This is a genomic window from Aminobacter sp. HY435, from assembly GCF_027568395.1.
Taxonomy (GTDB): Bacteria; Pseudomonadota; Alphaproteobacteria; order Rhizobiales; family Rhizobiaceae; genus Aminobacter.
Genome location: NZ_JANKZL010000014.1, coordinates 1 through 18,350 on the forward strand (window position 1 = coordinate 1; position 18,350 = coordinate 18,350).

Consider the following 18,350-nt stretch of genomic DNA (forward strand, 5'->3'; position numbering starts at 1 on the left):
GGCAAGGTCCTCGCGCTCCCTCCGCGCCAGCTCGGCCGCTATCGCCGCCTTGACCTTGTCGGCGGTGCCGACCGGCACGGTCGACTTGGTGACGACGATCTTCGGCCCGGCCATCTCGCGGCCGATGGCCGAGGCCACCGACAGCACATATTTGAGGTCGGCCGAGCCGTCCTCGCCCTGCGGCGTGCCGACGGCGATCATCTGGATCTCGCCATGCGCCACGGCCAGCGAGGCGTCCGTCGTGAAGACGATGCGGCCGGCGCCGTGGTTGTCGCGCACCAAGGCCTCCAGCCCCGGCTCGAAGATCGGGATGAAGCCCTGGTTCAGCCGCTCCACCTTGGCCGCGTCGACATCGACGCAGACAACGTCATGCCCGACCTCCGCCAGCACCGCCGCCTGCACAAGGCCGACATAGCCAATCCCAAATACCGTAAGCTTCATCCGGTCTATTCCCGATTGCCACGACGCATTGTGCGGCTAGATACAGGAATTTTTCGCGCACACCAATGCTGGCGGTCTCATACGGCGATGGAGTGACGCGCCGCGCCCTGCCCCAGATAGGCGTCGAAGACGGCGGCGATGGAGCGCACGAACGGCTTGCCGCGCTGGGTGACGACAAAGCGGTTGCCGGCGCGCACGAAGATGCCGTCGCGGTCCTGGGCGACGAACATCTCGGCTTCGGCGATGACCTGGCGCGCGGCGGCCTCGCCGAACAGCGCCAGCAGCTCGCTGCGCGAAAAGGCGAACTCGCACATCAGCCGCTCGATCACCCAAGAGCGCATGCGGTCGGCGTCGGCAAGCACGATGCCGCGCACGGTGGCCAGGCCGCCTGAAAGCACCCGGCGCTCGTATTCGCCGGTCGCCGGCATGTTCTGGACAAATCCCTGCGGCAGCAGCCCGATCGACGAAGCGCCAAGGCCGATCAATGCATCGGCCTGATCCGTGGTGTAGCCTTGGAAATTGCGGCGCAGCCTGCCCGACCGCGCCGCAACCGCCAGGCTGTCCGTCGGCAAGGCAAAGTGGTCCATGCCGATGGACTGGTAGCCGGCCTTCAGGATCAGCCGCGACGCCAGCTCGGCCTGTACCAGCCGCGCTTCGGCGTTGGGCAGAAGCGCGTCGTCGATCATCGTCTGATGCTTCTTCATCCACGGCACATGGGCATAGCCGAACAGCGCGATGCGGTCGGGCCTGAGTGACAGCACCTGCTCCGTCGTCGCCGCGATGCTGTCCTCCGTCTGGTGCGGCAGCCCGTAGAGCATGTCGAGATTGACCGAACCGACCCCGCGCAAGCGCACGCCGTCGACCACCGCCCTGGTCTGCTCGAAGGTCTGCTCGCGGTTGATGGTCTGCTGCACCCTAGCGTCGAAGTCCTGCACGCCGAGGCTTGCCCTGGTCATGCCAATGGCCGCCAACGCGTCGAAGCGCGCTTCATCCATGTCGTTGGGGTCCATCTCGACGCTGATCTCGGCGGCAGCGGCGAAGTTGAACCGGTCGCGCAGCCTTTGCCCCAGCTCACGGATGTGCCCGGCACTCAAGAGGGTCGGCGAGCCGCCGCCGAAATGCAGTGCTGTGACGTTCAGCCGTTTGCCGGTCAGCTCTGCGACCGTGTCGATCTCGACATTGAGCGCGCTCAGGTACCGCGCCACCGGATCGTACTGGCGGGTCTGCTTGGTATGGCAGGCGCAGAACCAGCACAGCCGGTCGCAATAGGGAATGTGGACGTAGAGCGACACGCTCGCTCCCTTGTGCAAGGCGCCAAGCCAGTCGCTGTAGGTCGCAGCCGAAACATCGCCGTTGAAGTGCGGCGCGGTGGGATAGCTGGTGTAGCGAGGCACCGGTGCGGCGTATTTCGCGACTAGTTTGGCGTCCATCATCGTCTCCATCGGTCGGGACAAAGGTGGAGGCAACGGCGCGCCTCCGCCTTGACCTGGATCAACAGCGGCCGACGCGGACACAATGACACGTATCTATTCAGAGGCTTGGCCCCTAGATTGGGCAAAAGACACGACGGATCATGCGATGAGCTCCCGCCAGGACATTCACAACTCTGAAATACCGGTGCTGTGCCGCTCCTGCGAAGCGCGTCATCGCGGGGTCTGTGGCGCCTTGACGCCCGGCCAGCTGGTCGAACTCAGCCGGCACACCACCAAGCGCAAGGTCGACCCGAGCACGGTACTGGTGTCCGACGCCGACACCGTCGACAGCTACGCCAATGTGCTCGCCGGCGTGGTCAAGCTGACCAAGACCATGGCCGACGGCCGCCAGCAGATCGTCGGCCTGCAATTCGCGCCCGACTTCCTCGGCCGCCCGTTCAAGCATGAGAGCTCGATCACCGCCGAGGCCGCGACCCCTGTCCATGTCTGCGCCTTCCCAAAGAAGTCGCTCGATCGCATGATCGAACAGGCGCCGGAACTCGGCCATCGCCTGCACGTCCAGGCGCTCAACGAGCTGGACGAGGCCCGCGACTGGATGCTGACACTGGGCCGCAAGACCGCCGCCGAACGTGTCGCGTCGTTTCTCCACCTGATTGCCCGCCATGGCGACCCGGAGGCCGAAACCGAAGGCGAGATCAGCTTCGACCTTCCGTTGACGCGGGCAGACATCGCCGATTTCCTCGGCCTGACCATCGAGACCGTCAGCCGCCAGCTGACCAAGCTGCGCAAGGACGGGCTGATCTCGGTCGAGAGCAACCGTCACGTCACCGTCTTCGATATCGCCAAGCTCGAACGACGCGCCAACGTCTAGGCTTCCAGCTCGGTCTCGTTGCCAAGCACTGCCAGCATATGGTCCTGCTCGAATGCGACGTGCCGGCGGACAGCCCCGAAAAAGCCGCGCAGCATGAAGCCCAGCGTCTCCGAATTTTCGGCGCGCCCGGCGCGCGCAACAGTTCGCAGCGCTTCACGCAGCTCGGTGGCATAGCCTTCGTCCTCGACGTGTTCGTTCTTCAGCCGCTCGACAATCGCCTGGGCTTCCTCGGAATGGCCCAGTCGAGCGCAAAACAGCGGAAAGATGCGCTGCTCCTCGAAGCGGTGGATACTGAAGAACCGTGGCCCGAGGGCCCGCGCCGACACCAGACATTCGCGCCGGTCCAGGTCGTTCGGCAATGAATCGGCTATCGCCTCCAGCCTGTCGCAAAGAGCAAGCCTGACCGCGTGCAAGCGCCGCATGACAGGAATTGCGGTGGCGTCCTGTTCAGCCCGATTGTCGAAAAACGCGGTCATTCTCGCCCTGTTGTGATTTCGACCAAGGCTGGGGCGTCCTGCCCCCCGTGACCTTGATCCAGATCAAGGCGCGCAATGTAATTGTATTTGATGTGTGCCAACTGACGTCGATGCGAAGCTTTGGCGTTCCGTTATCGTCGGGGATAATTCATGAAATACGGATTCGAAATCATCCTGCTGGCAGCGGCGGCATTTGTCGCCTTGCTGGGCGCGGCCTTCGCGCAGGACAATCTGTTCGGCGCCCATATGTGGGTGCTGTTCTTCGCGCTGATCGCAGGCGCAATCACCTTGATGCGCACATCCAGCTATGCGCCGGTCGACATCCTCGCCGAGGACAAGAACGCATACATGGACGGACCGATACGCTACGGCGTCGTCGCCACTGTCTTTTGGGGGGTCGTCGGCTTTCTTGTCGGCGTGGTCATTGCGGCGCAGCTAGCCTTCCCCGACCTCAACATCGAGCCATGGTTCAACTTCGGCCGCGTCCGGCCGCTTCACACCTCGGCGGTGATCTTCGCTTTCGGCGGCAACGCCCTGATCGCCACTTCGTTGTACGTGGTGCAGCGCACGTCGCGGGCGCGCCTCTTCGGCGGCAATCTCGCCTGGTACGTGTTCTGGGGCTACCAGCTCTTCATCATCATGGCGGCCACCGGCTATCTGCTCGGCAGCACCCAGAGCCGCGAATATGCCGAGCCCGAATGGTATGTCGACCTGTTCCTGACGGTTGTCTGGGTCGCCTATCTTGTCGTCTTCATGGGCACGATCCTGAAGCGCAAGGAGCCGCATATCTATGTGGCGAACTGGTTCTATCTCGCCTTCATCATAACCATCGCGATGTTGCACGTGGTCAACAACCTGGCCGTGCCGGCGTCGTTCCTCGGCGCTAAGAGCTACTCGCTCTTCGCGGGCGTTCAGGATGCGCTGACGCAATGGTGGTACGGCCACAACGCCGTTGGCTTCTTCCTGACCGCCGGCTTCCTCGGCATGATGTATTACTTCGTGCCCAAGCAGGCGAACCGACCGGTCTATTCCTATCGCCTGTCGATCATCCATTTCTGGTCGCTGATCTTCCTCTATATCTGGGCCGGTCCGCACCACCTGCACTACACCGCCCTGCCCGACTGGGCGCAAACGCTCGGCATGGTGTTCTCGATCATGCTGTGGATGCCCAGCTGGGGCGGCATGATCAACGGCCTGATGACGCTATCAGGCGCATGGGACAAGATCCGCACCGATCCGATCATCCGCATGATGGTCGTCGCCATCGCCTTCTACGGCATGTCGACCTTCGAAGGCCCGATGATGTCGATCAAGGCGGTCAACTCGCTCAGCCACTACACCGAGTGGACCATCGGCCACGTGCATTCCGGTGCGCTGGGCTGGAACGGCATGATCACCTTCGGCGCCATCTACTTCCTGGTGCCGCGCCTGTGGGGCCGTGAGCGCCTCTACTCGCTGCGTCTCGTGACCTGGCACTTCTGGCTCGCCACGCTTGGCATCGTCGTCTACGCGGCGGTCATGTGGGTCGCCGGCATCACCCAGGGCCTGATGTGGCGCGAATACGACGAACAGGGCTTCCTGGTCTATTCGTTCGTCGAAAGCGTCGCGGCCATGATGCCCTATTACGTGCTGCGCACGGTGGGCGGCCTGATGTACCTCGCCGGTGCTCTGGTCATGGCCTGGAACGTCTACATGACCATTCGCGGCAAGGTGCGCGAGGAGGTGCCTATGCCAGGCGCCGCCCCGGCACTCCAGCCCGCGCAGTAAGGAGCCAGACATGGCATTGCTCGACAAACACAAGATTATCGAGAAGAACGCGACGCTCCTTCTGGTTGGCTCGCTTGTCGTGGTCAGCATCGGCGGCATCGTCGAGATCGCGCCGCTGTTCTATCTCGAGAACACCATCGAGAAGGTCGAAGGCATGCGACCCTACTCGCCGCTCGAACTGGCGGGACGCAACATCTACGTCCGCGAAGGCTGTTACACCTGCCACAGCCAGATGATCCGCCCGTTCCGCGACGAGGTGGAGCGCTATGGGCACTACAGCCTGGCCGCGGAATCGATGTACGACCACTCGTTCCAGTGGGGATCGAAGCGGACGGGCCCCGACCTCGCCCGCGTCGGCGACCGCTATTCCAACGAATGGCACGTCCAGCATCTCATCGAGCCGCGCTCGGTCGTGCCGGAATCGATCATGCCCAGCTACTCCTTCCTGATGGAGACGCCGCTTGCGGTGAAGGACATCAGCTACGACCTGATCGCCAACCGGCGCGTCGGGGTGCCCTACTCCGACGAGATGGTCGAAAACGCGGTCGCCGACCTCAAGGCGCAGGCCGACCCGAACGCCGACGCGTCGGGCGTGCTCGCCCGTTATCCCAAGGCCAAGATCGGCGATTTCGACGGCAACCCGGCAGTCATTTCCGAAATGGACGCGCTGGTCGCCTATCTGCAGATGCTCGGTACGCTGGTCGACTTCTCGACCTACGACGCCGCCGCCGGATACCGCTAGGAGAATAGCCATGGACTACAACACCTTGAGGCATTTCGCCGACAGCTGGGGTCTGCTGGCGATGATGATCTTCTTCATTGGCGCGGTGCTGTTCGCGCTCCGCCCCGGCAGCCGCGAGGCGGCCGAACGGGCAGCCCAAATTCCGCTCAAGGAGGATTGATCTGTGAGCGAAAAACATATCGACGAATTGTCTGGCGTCGAAACCACCGGACATGAATGGGATGGCATCCGCGAGCTCAACAATCCGATGCCGCGCTGGTGGCTCTGGACGTTCTACGCGACCATCGTTTGGTCCGCGGCATACACCATCGCCTACCCGGCATGGCCAATGATTACCAGCGCGACGTCGGGTGTGCTGGGCTTTTCCAGCCGCGCCGACGTCAGCTCCGAGCTCGCCCTCGCCCATGGCAACAAGAGCGCCTATCTCGAGGCGATCCGGTCCGACAGCCTCGACCAGATCATGGCCGACCCATACCTGCGCCAGTTTGCGACTGCTGCCGGTTCAGCGGCGTTCAAGGTCAACTGCGTGCAGTGCCACGGCTCGGGCGCGCAGGGATCGCCAGGCTTTCCGAACCTGAACGACGACGAATGGCTGTGGGGTGGCAACATCGCCCAGATCTACAAGACCATCGCGCATGGTATTCGCTTCCCCGGCGACGAGGAAACCCACATCTCGGAAATGCCGGCTTTCGCCGATATCCTCGAGCCGCAGCAGATCAACGAGGTTGCCGCCTATGTCGTCAGCCTGTCCGGCACGCCCGATACGCCCGACCTTGTTGGCGCTGGCGCCAAGGTGTTTGCCGACAATTGCGTTGCCTGTCACGGAGACGACGCCAAGGGCAACAAGGAACTGGGCGCGCCTGATCTGACCGACGCCATCACGCTCTACGGTGAAGGACAGGCCGCGATCGCCCGTCAGATCAGGCAACCGAAGCACGGCGTCATGCCCGCCTGGGGCGCCCGCCTTGGCGACGTACAGGTCAAGGAACTTGCCATCTTCGTCCATTCGCTCGGCGGCGGCGAGTAGCCATCCTTCGCCGCAAGGCGACGGCTGATGGCGAAGAGAGGCTCGGCAACCATGCCGGGCCTCCTTGTGCGTTACCGGCTTTGACTTGAGTCAAGGCCGGAATGCGCTGCGGAAGGCACAAGGGAGGAAGCAGTGCCGAGCTCATCCGGCAGCTTTCAGCAGGAGACGACCAATGCTTGACGAAAGAGAAGTGGAGAGGCTCGACGTCGAGGCGGTCAATTCTGCCAAGACCCGGCAGCCGCTGTATGCCGCACGCAAGAAGATCTTTCCCAAGCGCGCTTCCGGCCGCTTCCGCCAGTTCAAGTGGCTGATCATGGCGGTCACGCTCGGTATCTACTACCTGACGCCGTGGATTCGCTGGGACCGCGGCCCCTACGCACCCGACCAGGCCGTGCTGCTCGATATCGCCAACCGGCGGTTCTACTTCTTCCCGATCGAGATCTGGCCGCAGGAATTCTTCTATGTCGCCGGCCTGCTCGTCATGGCCGGCATCGGCCTGTTTCTTGTTACCTCGACTGTCGGCCGCGCCTGGTGCGGCTACACCTGCCCGCAGACGGTGTGGGTCGACCTGTTCCTGGTCGTCGAGCGCGCCATTGAAGGCGACCGCAACGCCCGCATCAAGCTCGAAACCGCGCCGTGGTCGGCAAGCAAGCTCGCCAAACACATCTGCAAGCACGCGATCTGGGTCGCCATAGCTGTCGCCACCGGCGGCGCCTGGATCTTCTATTTCGCCGACGCGCCGACCCTGCTCGTTGACTTCGTCACCGGACAGGCCGCCGCCGTGGCCTACATCACCGTCGCCGTCCTCGCCGCCACGACCTATGTCTTCGGCGGATTGATGCGCGAGCAGGTCTGCACCTACATGTGCCCGTGGCCGCGCATCCAGGCTGCGATGCTCGACGAAAACTCGCTGACCGTCACCTACAACGACTGGCGCGGTGAGCCGCGTTCGCGCCACGCCAAGAAGGCCGCCGCCGAAGGCTTGTCGGTTGGCGATTGCGTCGACTGCAACGCCTGCGTCGCCGTTTGCCCCATGGGTATCGACATCCGCGATGGGCAGCAACTCGAATGCATCACCTGCGCGCTCTGCATCGATGCCTGCGACAGCGTGATGGACAAGATCGGCAAGGAACGCGGCCTGATCTCCTATGCCACCTTGGCCGACTACCAGTCGAACATGGCGATCGCCACCGACCCGGCGACCGGCAAGATCGAGCCGAAGCGAGCGCGCGAGAACGGCAAGCTGAACCCCGGCATCGCGCATTTCCGCCTCAGCCGGATCTTCCGCCTTCGTACTTTCATCTATGCTGGTGCCTGGAGCCTGATCGGCGTTGCCCTGCTGGTCGCCCTGCTCAGCCGTGACCGGCTCGACATCAACGTCCTGCACGACCGCAACCCGCAGTACGTTCGCCTGGCTGACGGTTCGATCCGCAATGGCTACACGGTCAAGCTGCTCAACATGGTTCCCGAACCGCGCAACATCCAGCTCAGCATCGCAGGGCTGCCAGGCGCCACCATGACGATCGTTGGCGTCGACGAGGCTCCAGGCCGAGTCATGTCTGTCGAAGTTGAACCGGACAAGCTCAAGACGATCAGGGTCTATGTCAGCCAGCCGCTGGACCAGATCAAGGAGGGCGGGACCTTCGAATTCGTCATCAAGGACATGGGTGGTTCAGAAACCGGCACCTATGTGGCAAACTTCAACGCTCCGGAGGCAGGCAAATGAACGCTCGCTCTATGCGGCCCAGGCAATTCACCGGCTGGCACATGCTGGCTATCGTCTGCGCCTTCTTCGGCACGATCATCACCGTCAACCTGATCATGGCCACCTACGCCAACACCAGCTGGACCGGGCTTGTGGTGCAAAACACCTACGTCGCCAGCAACGAACGCATCGCCGAATCCCGGGCGCAGGCGGCGCTGGGCTGGAAGGACGAGCTGGCCATCGCCAATGGCGAGATCCGCTACACTCTCGTCGATGCCTCGGGGGCGGCCATTCCCGTCGCCAATGTCAGCGCCTCGTTCCGCCGCCCGGCCTATGAGGCCGAGGACTGGCAAGCAACGCTCGAGCGCACCGCGGACGGCGCCTTCGCCACCAAGGCCGCCATTCGCGACGGCATCTGGATCGTCAACACGGAAGCCAGGCTCGACAGCGGCCAGGTCTATCATCAGGCGCGGCGCATCGTCGTGAGCAACGGAACGCTGAAATGAGCTGCTGCCTGCCCGACGTCGACGCAGTCTCGAACCTGCCGGCATCTCTCGCCAAGGGGCCTTCGCGGGAGGAGCTCACGCTGTCCAGCCGCGTGCTCCCCAATGGCGTCAGGCAGACGGATCTGGCGGTTCCCGGCGTTCATTGCGGTGCATGCATCGCCAACATCGAATCCACGCTCGGCAATCTCGACGGCGTCGAATACGCCCGCGTCAACCTCTCGACCAAGCGGGTCTCCGTTCGCTGGCGCGAGAACGCCGGCGCGCCGCCCATCACCGAGGCGTTGGGGCAGCTTGGCTATGAAAGCCACCTGTTCGAACAGGGTGCCGACGAGAAGGACGAGACCCTTGCCGAGCTTATTCGTGGCCTCGGCATAGCCGGCTTTGCCGCCGGCAACATCATGTTGCTTTCGGTGTCGGTCTGGTCCGGTGCGGAGGCTGCGACACGCGACCTGTTTCACTGGCTCTCGGCCTTGATCGCGCTGCCTGCCCTCGCCTATTCCGGCCGCATCTTCTTCCGGTCCGCATGGGGCGCCCTGCGCAACGGCCGCACCAACATGGACGTGCCGATCTCGATCGGCGTGCTGCTCGCCTACGGCATGAGCCTCTATGAGACGGCGACGCACGGCCCGCACGCCTATTTCGACGCCTCCGCCTCCTTGTTGTTCTTCCTGCTGATCGGCCGCACGCTCGACCATATCATGCGCGAACGCGCCCGCGTTGCGGTGAAGGGCCTCGCCCGGTTTGCCGCGCGCGGCGCAACGATCCTCCACGGTGACGGCACCAGCACCTACCTGCCGGTCGGCGACATCGAACCGGGCATGAACATCATGCTTTCAGCAGGCGAGCGCGTTCCGGTCGACGCCAGGGTGCTGAAAGGCCGCTCCGATCTCGACTGCGCCATCGTCTCGGGCGAAAGCGACCCGGTCGCAGTCGAACCCGGCGCCGAATTGCGCGCCGGCACCCTCAACCTGACCGGCCCGCTGACCATCGAGGCCACCGCCAAGGCCCAGGACTCGTTCCTGGCCGAAATGATGCGCCTGATGGAGGCCGCTGAGAGCGGCCGCGGCGGCTACCGTCGCATCGCCGACCGCGCTTCGGCGCTATATGCCCCGGTGGTTCACCTGACAGCGTTTCTTGCCTTCATTGGCTGGATGATCGCCGCCGGCGATTTTCATCGCGCCCTCACCATCGCCGTTGCGGTGCTGATCATCACCTGTCCCTGCGCGCTGGGGCTGGCCGTCCCGATCGTCCAGGTCGCGGCTGCGCGGCGACTTTTCGAAAACGGCATCATGGTCAAGGACGGCTCCGCCATGGAGCGGCTGGCCGAGATCGACACCGTGGTTTTCGACAAGACAGGCACCCTGACACTCGGAATGCCCAGGCTCGTCAATTCCAACGAGATATCCGCAAGGGACCTGGCGCTCGCGGCCGCGATTGCGCTTCATTCGCGACATCCGATCTCGCGTGCCCTTGCCGAGACGCAGGACGGCAAATCTGCCGCCGAATGGTCGTTCGACGCGGTGCAGGAGGTTCCGGGTTTCGGACTCGAGGCGGCGATCGGCGACAACGTCTACCGCCTGGGCCGCGCCGCCTGGGCCTTGGCGGAGGCCGGTTCCATTGTCGGCACGGTTCTCTCCTGCAACGGCGAAAAGCTGGCGGCATTCTCGTTCGAGGACCGGCTGCGCGCCGGCGCTGCGGCGGCGATTGCCGAGTTGCACGACAGGCAGATAGCCGTCGAGATCGTGTCCGGCGACCGGTCCGACGCCGTCGCTGCCGTCGCTTCGGCGCTCGGAATTTCACGAATCTCGGCGGGCGTCCTGCCCAGCGGCAAGGTCGAGCGCCTTGACGCCCTGAAGGCCGAGGGGCGCAGGGTTCTGATGGTCGGCGACGGCCTCAACGACGCCCCCGCGCTCGCAGCGGCACATGTTTCCATGGCGCCGGCAAGCGCCGCCGACATCGGCCGCAGCGCCGCTGATTTCGTCTTCCTGCGCGAAAGCCTGGCCGCCATTCCGCTGACCCTCGACACCTCCCGCGAGGCCAACCGCCTCATCAGGCAGAACCTGGTCCTGGCAGTGGTCTACAATGCCATCGCGGTGCCCATCGCCCTGCTCGGTTTCGTGACCCCGCTTGTCGCCGCTTTGGCCATGTCGCTGTCTTCGGTTATCGTGATCGCCAACGGTCTGCGGCTCGGCACCGGCAAATCACGCCGTTCGGCATGCGAATCCGAGGCAGCCAAGCCGACCACCAAGGTGTTCCCGACCAAGGAGGCGATGGCGTCATGACCGGCCTTCTGCTTCTTCTGCCCATCGCGCTCTTCCTTGGCGGGCTCGGGCTAGCGGCGTTCCTGTGGTCGCTGAAAAGCGGCCAATACGAGGACATGGACGGCGCCGCCGAACGCATCCTCAACGACGACGGCTAAGCTGAGGCGGCAAAAATCGCTGCATCGGCCCGGGCCTGTATGCTAACAGGGCGGCATGGCGCAAAAGAAAGCTCACGAAGTCGACTCCTGGCTCACCCGCCCCGCAAGCGAGGCAGTGATCGTGCTGATCTATGGCCCTGACCGTGGTCTGGTTTCCGAGCGCGCCGCAGCCTTCGCCACAAAGACCGGACTGCCGCTCGACGACCCATTTTCGGTGGTCAAGCTCGATGCCGGCGACATCGAGCGCGACAGCGGCCGTCTCGTCGACGAAGCCCGAACGGTGCCGATGTTTGCCGCCCGCCGGCTGATCTGGGTGCGCAACGCCGCCGCCCAGAAGAGCCTGGCCGACGACGTCAAGGCGCTGGCAGCCGACCCGCCGCGCGATGCGATCATCCTGATAGAGGCCCAGGACCTCAAGAAGGGATCGCCGCTGCGTTCGACGGTGGAGGCGGCGTTTTCGGGCATGGCCTTGCCCTGTTACGCCGACGAGGCCCGCGATCTCGAGAGCATCATCGACGACGAACTCCGCGCGGCCAACCTGACGATGGCCATGGACGCCCGCAACGCGCTGCGTCGCAGCCTTGGTGGCGACCGCCTGGCGACGCGCGGTGAAATTCAGAAACTGACGCTCTATGCCATGGGCGGCGGCGAGATCTCGCTCGAAGACGTCAAGGCAATGATCGGCGACGTTTCGGCACTGTCGCTCGACGACGCCATAGATGCGGCAATGGGCGGCAATATCGCCGAATTCGACACGGCATTCACCAAGCAATGCCAGAATGGTAGCCAGGCTGCCCAGTTGCTCGCAGCGGCGACCAGACACCTGCACAATTTGCACCTGATGCGCGGCGACATGGAAAGCGGCAACAGGAACGCCTCTGCCGTGATTGCCAGCGCGCGGCCTCCGGTATTCTTTTCACGCAAGCGGGCAGTCGAGCGCGCCCTTTCCGGCTGGTCCGCCGACGCGCTGATGCGCGCCCTGGCACGCCTGCAGTCGACAACGCTGCAGACGCGCCGTCGCCCCGACCTCGCAGTCGCCCTGGCACGCCAGGCATTGCTCGGCATCGCCGTCGAAGGCGCCCGGGTCAACGCCCGTCGCTGAACGCAAGAAGCCCCGGCGATGAACCGGGGCTTCTCTAAAGTCCTTTACGAATCAATCAGATACCTTCGCTTTTCAGGCGACGGCACAGATCGTCGAGCTGCTCCAGCGAGCGATAGGCGACACGCAGTTCGCCGCCGCCCTTTTCCTTGTGGGCGATGGAGATCTTCATGCCGATCACATCCGTCAGGAGCTTCTCCAGCGCGATCGTGTCAGGATCCTTCTCGAGCGGGCGTGACGAATTCGACTCAGCCACAGCATCGGCAGGCATCTGCGCCAACGCCTCGGCCTGGCGCACGGACAGACCTTCCTCGACGATCCGCTTGGCAAGCCCGGCCGGATCCGCGGCGGTGATCAGCGCACGCGCATGGCCCGCCGACAGATCGCCATTGATAAGCATGTCGCGCACGACGTCGGGCAGCTTCAGAAGGCGCAGCGTGTTGGCCACATGGCTGCGGCTCTTGCCGATGACCTGGCCGAGATCGGCCTGCGTGTAGCTATGGTCGTCGATCAGTTGCTGATAGCCCAGCGCCTCTTCGATGGCGTTGAGATCGGCGCGCTGGACGTTTTCGATGATCGCAAGTTCGAGCGCGGTGCGGTCGTTGACGTCGCGTACGATGACAGGAATCTCGTTGACGCCGGCGCGCTGCGCCGCACGCCAGCGACGTTCGCCGGCGATGATCTCATAGCGGCCGGCCTGCAGCGCGGGGCGCACGACAACGGGCTGGACCAGCCCGTGCTCGCGGATCGACTGGGCAAGGTCGGCAAGGTCTGCCTCGGCGAAGTTCCTGCGCGGGTTGCGTGGATTGGGGGTGACAAACTCGATCGGCACCCGACCGTCGGCCAGAACGGCGGGCTTTTCCGATTCCGCCGGCTTGTCCATTTCGCCGATGAGGGCTGCGAGGCCTCGCCCGAGGCGCTTTCTGGAGAGGTCTTCGTTCATGTTTCTTCCAGGTTGTTACGAGTCCGAATCGATTCAGGCGGCACGAAGTTTACGTTCGCGACGGATGACCTCCGACGCGAGCTGCAAATAGGCCTGGCTGCCCGAACACTTGAGATCATAGAGGATCGCCGGTTTGCCATAGGACGGCGCCTCGGAAATGCGCACATTGCGCGGGATCACTGTATCGTAGACCTTTTCGCCCATGTGGGCGCGTACATCCTCGACCACCTGGTTCGCCAGATTGTTGCGGCCGTCGAACATCGTCAGAACGATGCCCTGGATGGTCAGGTCGGAATTGATCGACCTGCGCACCTGATCCACCGTCTCAAGAAGCTGGCTTAACCCCTCGAGAGCAAAGAACTCGCATTGCAGCGGCACGAGAACCGAGTCCGCGGCTGCCATCGAGTTCAGCGTCAGGAGATTGAGCGACGGAGGGCAATCGATGAGCACATAGCTGTACGCTGCCGACCTCTGGCTGGCCGCGCGCAGCGCATTGCGCAGCTTCAGCACCCGATCCGGGGCCGAAGCGATTTCCATTTCGATTCCAAGCAGATCGAGCGTCGATGGAATGAGCCAGAGGCCCGGCACCGCCGTTTCCATGGCGGCTTGCTCGATCTCGAGCTCACCGGTCAGCACGTCATAGGACGAGACACTGCGATCCTTGCGGTCGATGCCCAGGCCGGTACTGGCGTTGCCCTGGGGGTCGAGATCGATGATCAGGACGCGTTCGCCGATTGCCGCGAGCGCGGTTGCCAGGTTGATCGCGGTGGTCGTCTTGCCGACGCCGCCCTTTTGATTGGCAACAGTGATGATTCTTGGCGTGGTCTTCATGGATCGACTGCTCATTTCCGTCTCGTAACAAACGCCGCGGTCAGATGCGGCGCAGGTTTCGAATCTCGAGGATGACTCCCTGCGCGTCGGTCAGGCTGGGATGTTCTACCAGATCGAATCGCCACTGATGAGCGCTATCTTCGATTTCCTGCCGGTAATCCCGGCCTTTGTGGAAAAGCGCAACTGTCCCGGACGCAAGCCAGGGTGCCGACAGTTCGAGCAGCAGCGGCAACGGCGCCAAGGCGCGCGCACTCAGGATATCCGGTCCGGAGATTGCCTTTTGCACATCCTCGATCCGCTTTGCATGCACCCTCGCCGGCAGCTTGAGTTCACCAACCACAGCCTGCAAAAACCCGGCCTTCTTGCGATTGCTCTCGACCAGATCGATGGTCGCGCCGGACCGTTCGGCGATCATCGAGGCAATGACAAGTCCCGGAAAACCGCCGCCCGAACCGATGTCGAGCCATTTTTGGGCTGCTCCACCTAGCTTTGTGACCTGTGCGCTATCCAGGATGTGGCGCTCCCAGGCGTCAACCAACGTCGAAGGAGCGACCAGATTGATACGCTGCGCCCATCTGCGGAACACGGTTTCGAAGGCGATCAGCTTTTCGTATGTTTCACGTGAAACGGGACCTGCAACTTCTTGCAACCGGGCATAGGCATCTCGTTTCAAGCGGCGCCCTTTCGTACTTCGGCGTTGCGTACATGCGCAAGAATGATCGCCAGCGCAGCTGGTGTCATGCCGTCAATACGCTGCGCTTCGGCCAAGGACCGCGGCCTGCGCTGCCGCATCTTCTGTCGCAATTCGTTTGACAATCCTGGAACCGATTCAAAATCAAGAGTTTCTGGAATGACTCTCTCTTCTTCCTTGAGCATCAACGCGGCGTCTGACTTCTGCCGATCGAGATAGACAGCATATTTTGATTCTGTTTCAAGTGCTTCGGCGGTTTTTCTGTCAATGAACTGCAGCCGCGGCTCAACTTTGGCAAGATCTGCAAGGGTAACGTCGGGATAAGCCAGCAATTCATAGAGCGAACGCTTGATGCCATCGAGATTGACTTCGATGCCATGGCGACGCGCCTCATTTGGCGAAAGGCTCTGTCCCTTAGTCATCTCGCGGGCCGCATCTATCTTCGACTGCATATCTCCAAACCGCCGCTGCCGCTCAGCCGAAATGAGTCCCAAGGAGCCGGCGACCGGGGTCAGGCGTTCGTCGGCATTGTCGGCGCGGAGCGACAGCCTGAACTCCGCCCGCGACGTGAACATCCGGTAAGGCTCAGTGATACCGCGGCTGGTCAGGTCGTCGACCATCACGCCTATATAGGCCTGGCTGCGGCTGAGGATGAACGCATCGAGCCCACCCGCCAGGCGTGCCGCATTGATGCCGGCGAGGAGCCCTTGCGCGCCGGCCTCCTCATAACCGGTCGTGCCATTGATCTGGCCGGCGAGGAAAAGGCCGCGGACGCGCTTGGTTTCAAGCGTCGGTTCGAGCTCACGCGGATCGATGTGGTCATATTCGATGGCATAGCCCGGCTGCAGCATCACCGCCTTTTCCAGACCCGGAATAGACTTGAGAATGTCGAGCTGCACGTCTTCCGGCAGCGAAGTCGATATCCCGTTGGGGTAGACAGTTGGATCATCCAGCCCCTCCGGCTCGAGGAATATCTGGTGGCCTTCGCGATCACCGAACTTGACGATCTTGTCTTCGATCGACGGGCAATAGCGGGGCCCGATTCCCTCGATAGACCCGGAATACATCGCCGAACGGTGGAGATTGTCCCTGATGATCCGATGCGTCGTCTCGGTCGTGCGGGTAATGCCGCATTCTATCTGGGGATTGCGGATCTTGTCCGTCAGAAGCGAAAACGGCGTCGGTTCATCGTCGGCCGCCTGGCTTTCCAGCGACGCCCAATCGATGGTCTGCCCATCAAGCCGGGCCGGCGTGCCCGTCTTGAGCCGACCGAGAACAAACCCTGCCCTGTCCAGTGTCCCGGAGAGACCGAGAGAAGCCTGCTCATTCATCCGCCCGGCCGGGAATTTGCGCTCGCCGATGTGGATCAGGCCGCGCAGAAATGTTCCTGTCGTAAGCACGACCGCGCGGCAGCCGAGCTGCCTGCCGTCGGCCAGTACAACCGCGTTGACCCGGCCCTCTCTGAGAACGAAATCAAAGGCTTCGCCTTCGACGACGTCGAGATCTTGCTGCTCCGCTATCGCCTGCTGCATGGCGTACCGATAGAGCTTGCGGTCCGCCTGGGTTCTTGGACCGCGCACAGCCGGACCCTTGCGGCGATTGAGCAAGCGGAACTGGATGCCGGCAGCGTCGGCAACGCGCCCCATCAGGCCATCCATGGCGTCGATCTCGCGCACCAGGTGGCCTTTTCCCAGACCGCCAATCGCCGGGTTGCACGACATCGTGCCTATTGTGTCGCGATGAAGCGTTACCAGCGCCGTCTTGGCGCCAGCGCGGGCAGCGGCAGATGCGGCTTCACAGCCGGCATGCCCTCCGCCGACCACGACAACGTCGTAGCTTTCGCTCATGACTCTCTCCAGGAACAGATGCCGGGACAGATGTCCCTATCATCAGCCGATGTCAAGGGAATCGCCCAGGTGGTGGTTTCACGTGAAACAACTTGTACGTAGCGCAAGCGAAATTTTCAGTGTTTCACGTGAATCATTGCGCGCTGCAGACGTCGCAGCCCCTTGTGTTTCACGTGAATCATTTGCCGATGCAGAATTGGGAAAAGATGACGTCCAAAAGGTCTTCTACGTCCACTGCCCCTGACAACCGGCCGATTCGGTCTGTCGCCAGACGAAGTTCTTCGGACCTCAACTCCAAGGGTTGATTGGCAAGCGAGCCTTCAAGATGTCGCAATCCCTCGGCCAACAGTTCGACATGCCTGAGCCGCGAAGGCAATATCTCGCCTTTTGTCCCGGCGGCTTGAAATGCGGCTGCACCGATCATCTGAAGCAAGCTGCCGATGTTCTCGCCGGTGGCCGTCGATATACAGAGATCGTATCTTTTGGGTGCTTGTTGCGCAGCGGCTCGATCGAGCTTGTTTCCGATGTGGATGGCATGAACAGAAGTCGGCAGTTCGATGTCGGCAGCAGAAGTGGACATGTCTTCCAAGTGCAGGACGAGGTCCGCCCGCTGAGCTCTCTGCTTCGCGCGATCGACGCCGATCGCTTCGACCTTGCCCGAAGGTTCCCGCAGGCCGGCCGTGTCGGTAATTCTCACCTTCAAGCCGTCGAGCTCCAATACGGCTTCGACCAGGTCACGGGTTGTACCGGGCTCGTCGGTCACAATGGCTGCTTCCCGCTGCAGCAATGCGTTCAGCAGACTGGACTTTCCCGCATTTGGCGCACCCAGTATGACCACGTCATAGCCGTCGCGGATCATCTCTGCCTTGTGATAGCCACCTAGGTGTTGCTTCATCTCGCCAACCAGAAGCGATATGTCGCGCCAAACCTGCCCTGAAACGGAGCTCGGAACATCGGCCTCGTCAGCGAAGTCCATTTCGGCTTCGATCATTGCTCGCGCATGAATGAGCCTGCGCCGCCAGGCGCTGTAGAGTTCACTCTGCGCGCCGCTTGAGTTGAGCACCGCAAATTGACGCTGCGCTTCGGTTTCAGCATTGATCAGGTCGGCCAGGGCCTCCGCCGCGAGGAGGTCCATCTTGCCATTGAGAAAGGCCCGTCGCGTGAATTCACCCGGCTCGGCGTGGCGCAGGCCAGGTATGCGGGTGAGTTCCGCAAGAAGCGCGGCGACCACCGCACGACCGCCATGAACGTGGAACTCGCCACAGTCTTCGCCTGTGAAACTGCTCGGCCCGGGAAAAAACAGAGTCAGCCCGTGATCGAGCAGCTCGCCTGACTGGCGATGCAACGCTCCGTAATGCGCGAGCCGTGCTTTCGGTAACTTTCCCAGGATTGTTTCGATAGCGAATCGAACATGCGGCCCCGAAATGCGGATGATCGCCACCCCTGACGGCAGGTGTCCGCTGGACAGTGCGACGATGGAATCGGTGAATAGCATTTGCCGGTCTCTCGGAAGCGCCCTAACGTACGGGCCAAGTATCACTCATTCAGGCTG

At 62.8% G+C, this 18,350-nt stretch carries 17 protein-coding genes and 1 pseudogene; 10 read left to right on the plus strand and 8 right to left on the minus strand.

Going from position 1 to position 18,350, the window contains the following annotated elements:
* Both PCJ21_RS19730 and hemN read right to left on the minus strand, forming a co-directional pair.
* Positions 1 to 441, minus strand: a pseudogene (locus PCJ21_RS19730) (UDP-glucose 6-dehydrogenase); the annotation flags it as partial.
* Positions 442 to 518: 77 nt separating this feature from the next.
* Positions 519 to 1,871 carry an oxygen-independent coproporphyrinogen III oxidase gene (gene hemN / locus PCJ21_RS19735; RefSeq protein ID WP_269933151.1) on the minus strand — a complete coding sequence of 451 codons (1,353 nt, stop codon included), beginning with the start codon at positions 1,869 to 1,871 and terminating at the stop codon, positions 519 to 521.
* A 148-nt stretch (positions 1,872 to 2,019) separates the two neighbouring features.
* On the opposite strand from hemN, the gene PCJ21_RS19740 reads away from it, so the two are divergent.
* Positions 2,020 to 2,745 (plus strand): Crp/Fnr family transcriptional regulator, encoded by a 726-nt coding sequence (locus tag PCJ21_RS19740; protein WP_269933152.1) that lies wholly within the window; start codon positions 2,020 to 2,022, stop codon positions 2,743 to 2,745.
* On the opposite strand, the gene PCJ21_RS19745 is transcribed toward PCJ21_RS19740, so the two are convergent.
* A complete protein-coding gene (locus tag PCJ21_RS19745; protein ID WP_269933153.1) occupies positions 2,742 to 3,221 on the minus strand; it encodes a hemerythrin domain-containing protein in 480 nt (159 codons plus the stop codon). The genes PCJ21_RS19740 and PCJ21_RS19745 overlap by 4 nt on opposite strands.
* A gap of 150 nt (positions 3,222 to 3,371) precedes the next feature.
* Here PCJ21_RS19745 and ccoN point away from each other — a divergent pair, with 150 nt between their 5' ends.
* From ccoN to holA, 9 genes are all read left to right on the plus strand, one after another.
* A complete protein-coding gene (ccoN, locus tag PCJ21_RS19750) occupies positions 3,372 to 4,988 on the plus strand; it encodes a cytochrome-c oxidase, cbb3-type subunit I (RefSeq protein ID WP_269933154.1) in 1,617 nt (538 codons plus the stop codon).
* Between the two features lie 10 nt (positions 4,989 to 4,998).
* Positions 4,999 to 5,730: a cytochrome-c oxidase, cbb3-type subunit II gene (gene ccoO / locus PCJ21_RS19755; protein ID WP_269933155.1), complete on the plus strand. Its 732-nt coding sequence runs from the start codon at positions 4,999 to 5,001 to the stop codon at positions 5,728 to 5,730.
* 10 nt (positions 5,731 to 5,740) lie between these two features.
* Complete coding sequence (locus tag PCJ21_RS19760; RefSeq protein ID WP_269933156.1) at positions 5,741 to 5,890, plus strand: cbb3-type cytochrome oxidase subunit 3; 150 nt, start codon at positions 5,741 to 5,743, stop codon at positions 5,888 to 5,890.
* A gap of 3 nt (positions 5,891 to 5,893) precedes the next feature.
* Entirely contained in the window at positions 5,894 to 6,757 is an 864-nt protein-coding gene (gene ccoP / locus PCJ21_RS19765; protein WP_269933157.1) for a cytochrome-c oxidase, cbb3-type subunit III, read from the plus strand.
* A 172-nt stretch (positions 6,758 to 6,929) separates the two neighbouring features.
* The gene (ccoG, locus tag PCJ21_RS19770; RefSeq protein WP_269933158.1) at positions 6,930 to 8,483 is read left to right on the plus strand and encodes a cytochrome c oxidase accessory protein CcoG; all 1,554 of its coding nucleotides are present in this window, start codon (positions 6,930 to 6,932) and stop codon (positions 8,481 to 8,483) included.
* Positions 8,480 to 8,968, plus strand: a complete 489-nt coding sequence (locus PCJ21_RS19775) for a FixH family protein (protein ID WP_269933159.1) — start codon at positions 8,480 to 8,482, stop codon at positions 8,966 to 8,968. The genes ccoG and PCJ21_RS19775 overlap by 4 nt, the downstream gene beginning before the upstream one ends.
* Complete coding sequence (locus tag PCJ21_RS19780) at positions 8,965 to 11,250, plus strand: cation-translocating P-type ATPase (protein ID WP_269933160.1); 2,286 nt, start codon at positions 8,965 to 8,967, stop codon at positions 11,248 to 11,250. The genes PCJ21_RS19775 and PCJ21_RS19780 overlap by 4 nt, the downstream gene beginning before the upstream one ends.
* The gene (ccoS, locus tag PCJ21_RS19785) at positions 11,247 to 11,387 is read left to right on the plus strand and encodes a cbb3-type cytochrome oxidase assembly protein CcoS (protein ID WP_269933161.1); all 141 of its coding nucleotides are present in this window, start codon (positions 11,247 to 11,249) and stop codon (positions 11,385 to 11,387) included. Before PCJ21_RS19780 ends, ccoS begins: the two co-directional genes overlap by 4 nt.
* Before the next feature lie 55 nt (positions 11,388 to 11,442).
* Positions 11,443 to 12,489 (plus strand): DNA polymerase III subunit delta, encoded by a 1,047-nt coding sequence (gene holA, locus PCJ21_RS19790; RefSeq protein WP_269933162.1) that lies wholly within the window; start codon positions 11,443 to 11,445, stop codon positions 12,487 to 12,489.
* Positions 12,490 to 12,544: 55 nt separating this feature from the next.
* Here holA and PCJ21_RS19795 read toward each other — a convergent pair whose 3' ends face one another.
* The 5 genes from PCJ21_RS19795 to mnmE all read right to left on the minus strand — a co-directional run bounded on the left by PCJ21_RS19795 (position 12,545) and on the right by mnmE (position 18,293).
* Positions 12,545 to 13,429, minus strand: coding sequence for a ParB/RepB/Spo0J family partition protein (locus PCJ21_RS19795; protein WP_269933163.1), 885 nt, complete (start codon positions 13,427 to 13,429; stop codon positions 12,545 to 12,547).
* Positions 13,430 to 13,462: 33 nt separating this feature from the next.
* Positions 13,463 to 14,260, minus strand: coding sequence for a ParA family protein (locus PCJ21_RS19800; protein ID WP_269933299.1), 798 nt, complete (start codon positions 14,258 to 14,260; stop codon positions 13,463 to 13,465).
* Between the two features lie 40 nt (positions 14,261 to 14,300).
* On the minus strand, positions 14,301 to 14,933 hold the full coding sequence (rsmG, locus tag PCJ21_RS19805) for a 16S rRNA (guanine(527)-N(7))-methyltransferase RsmG (RefSeq protein WP_269933164.1): 633 nt from the start codon (positions 14,931 to 14,933) through the stop codon (positions 14,301 to 14,303).
* Entirely contained in the window at positions 14,930 to 16,798 is a 1,869-nt protein-coding gene (mnmG, locus tag PCJ21_RS19810; RefSeq protein WP_269933165.1) for a tRNA uridine-5-carboxymethylaminomethyl(34) synthesis enzyme MnmG, read from the minus strand. Before mnmG ends, rsmG begins: the two co-directional genes overlap by 4 nt.
* Positions 16,799 to 16,976: 178 nt before the next feature.
* Positions 16,977 to 18,293, minus strand: a complete 1,317-nt coding sequence (mnmE, locus tag PCJ21_RS19815; RefSeq protein ID WP_269933166.1) for a tRNA uridine-5-carboxymethylaminomethyl(34) synthesis GTPase MnmE — start codon at positions 18,291 to 18,293, stop codon at positions 16,977 to 16,979.
* Between the last annotated feature and the right edge of the window lie 57 nt (positions 18,294 to 18,350).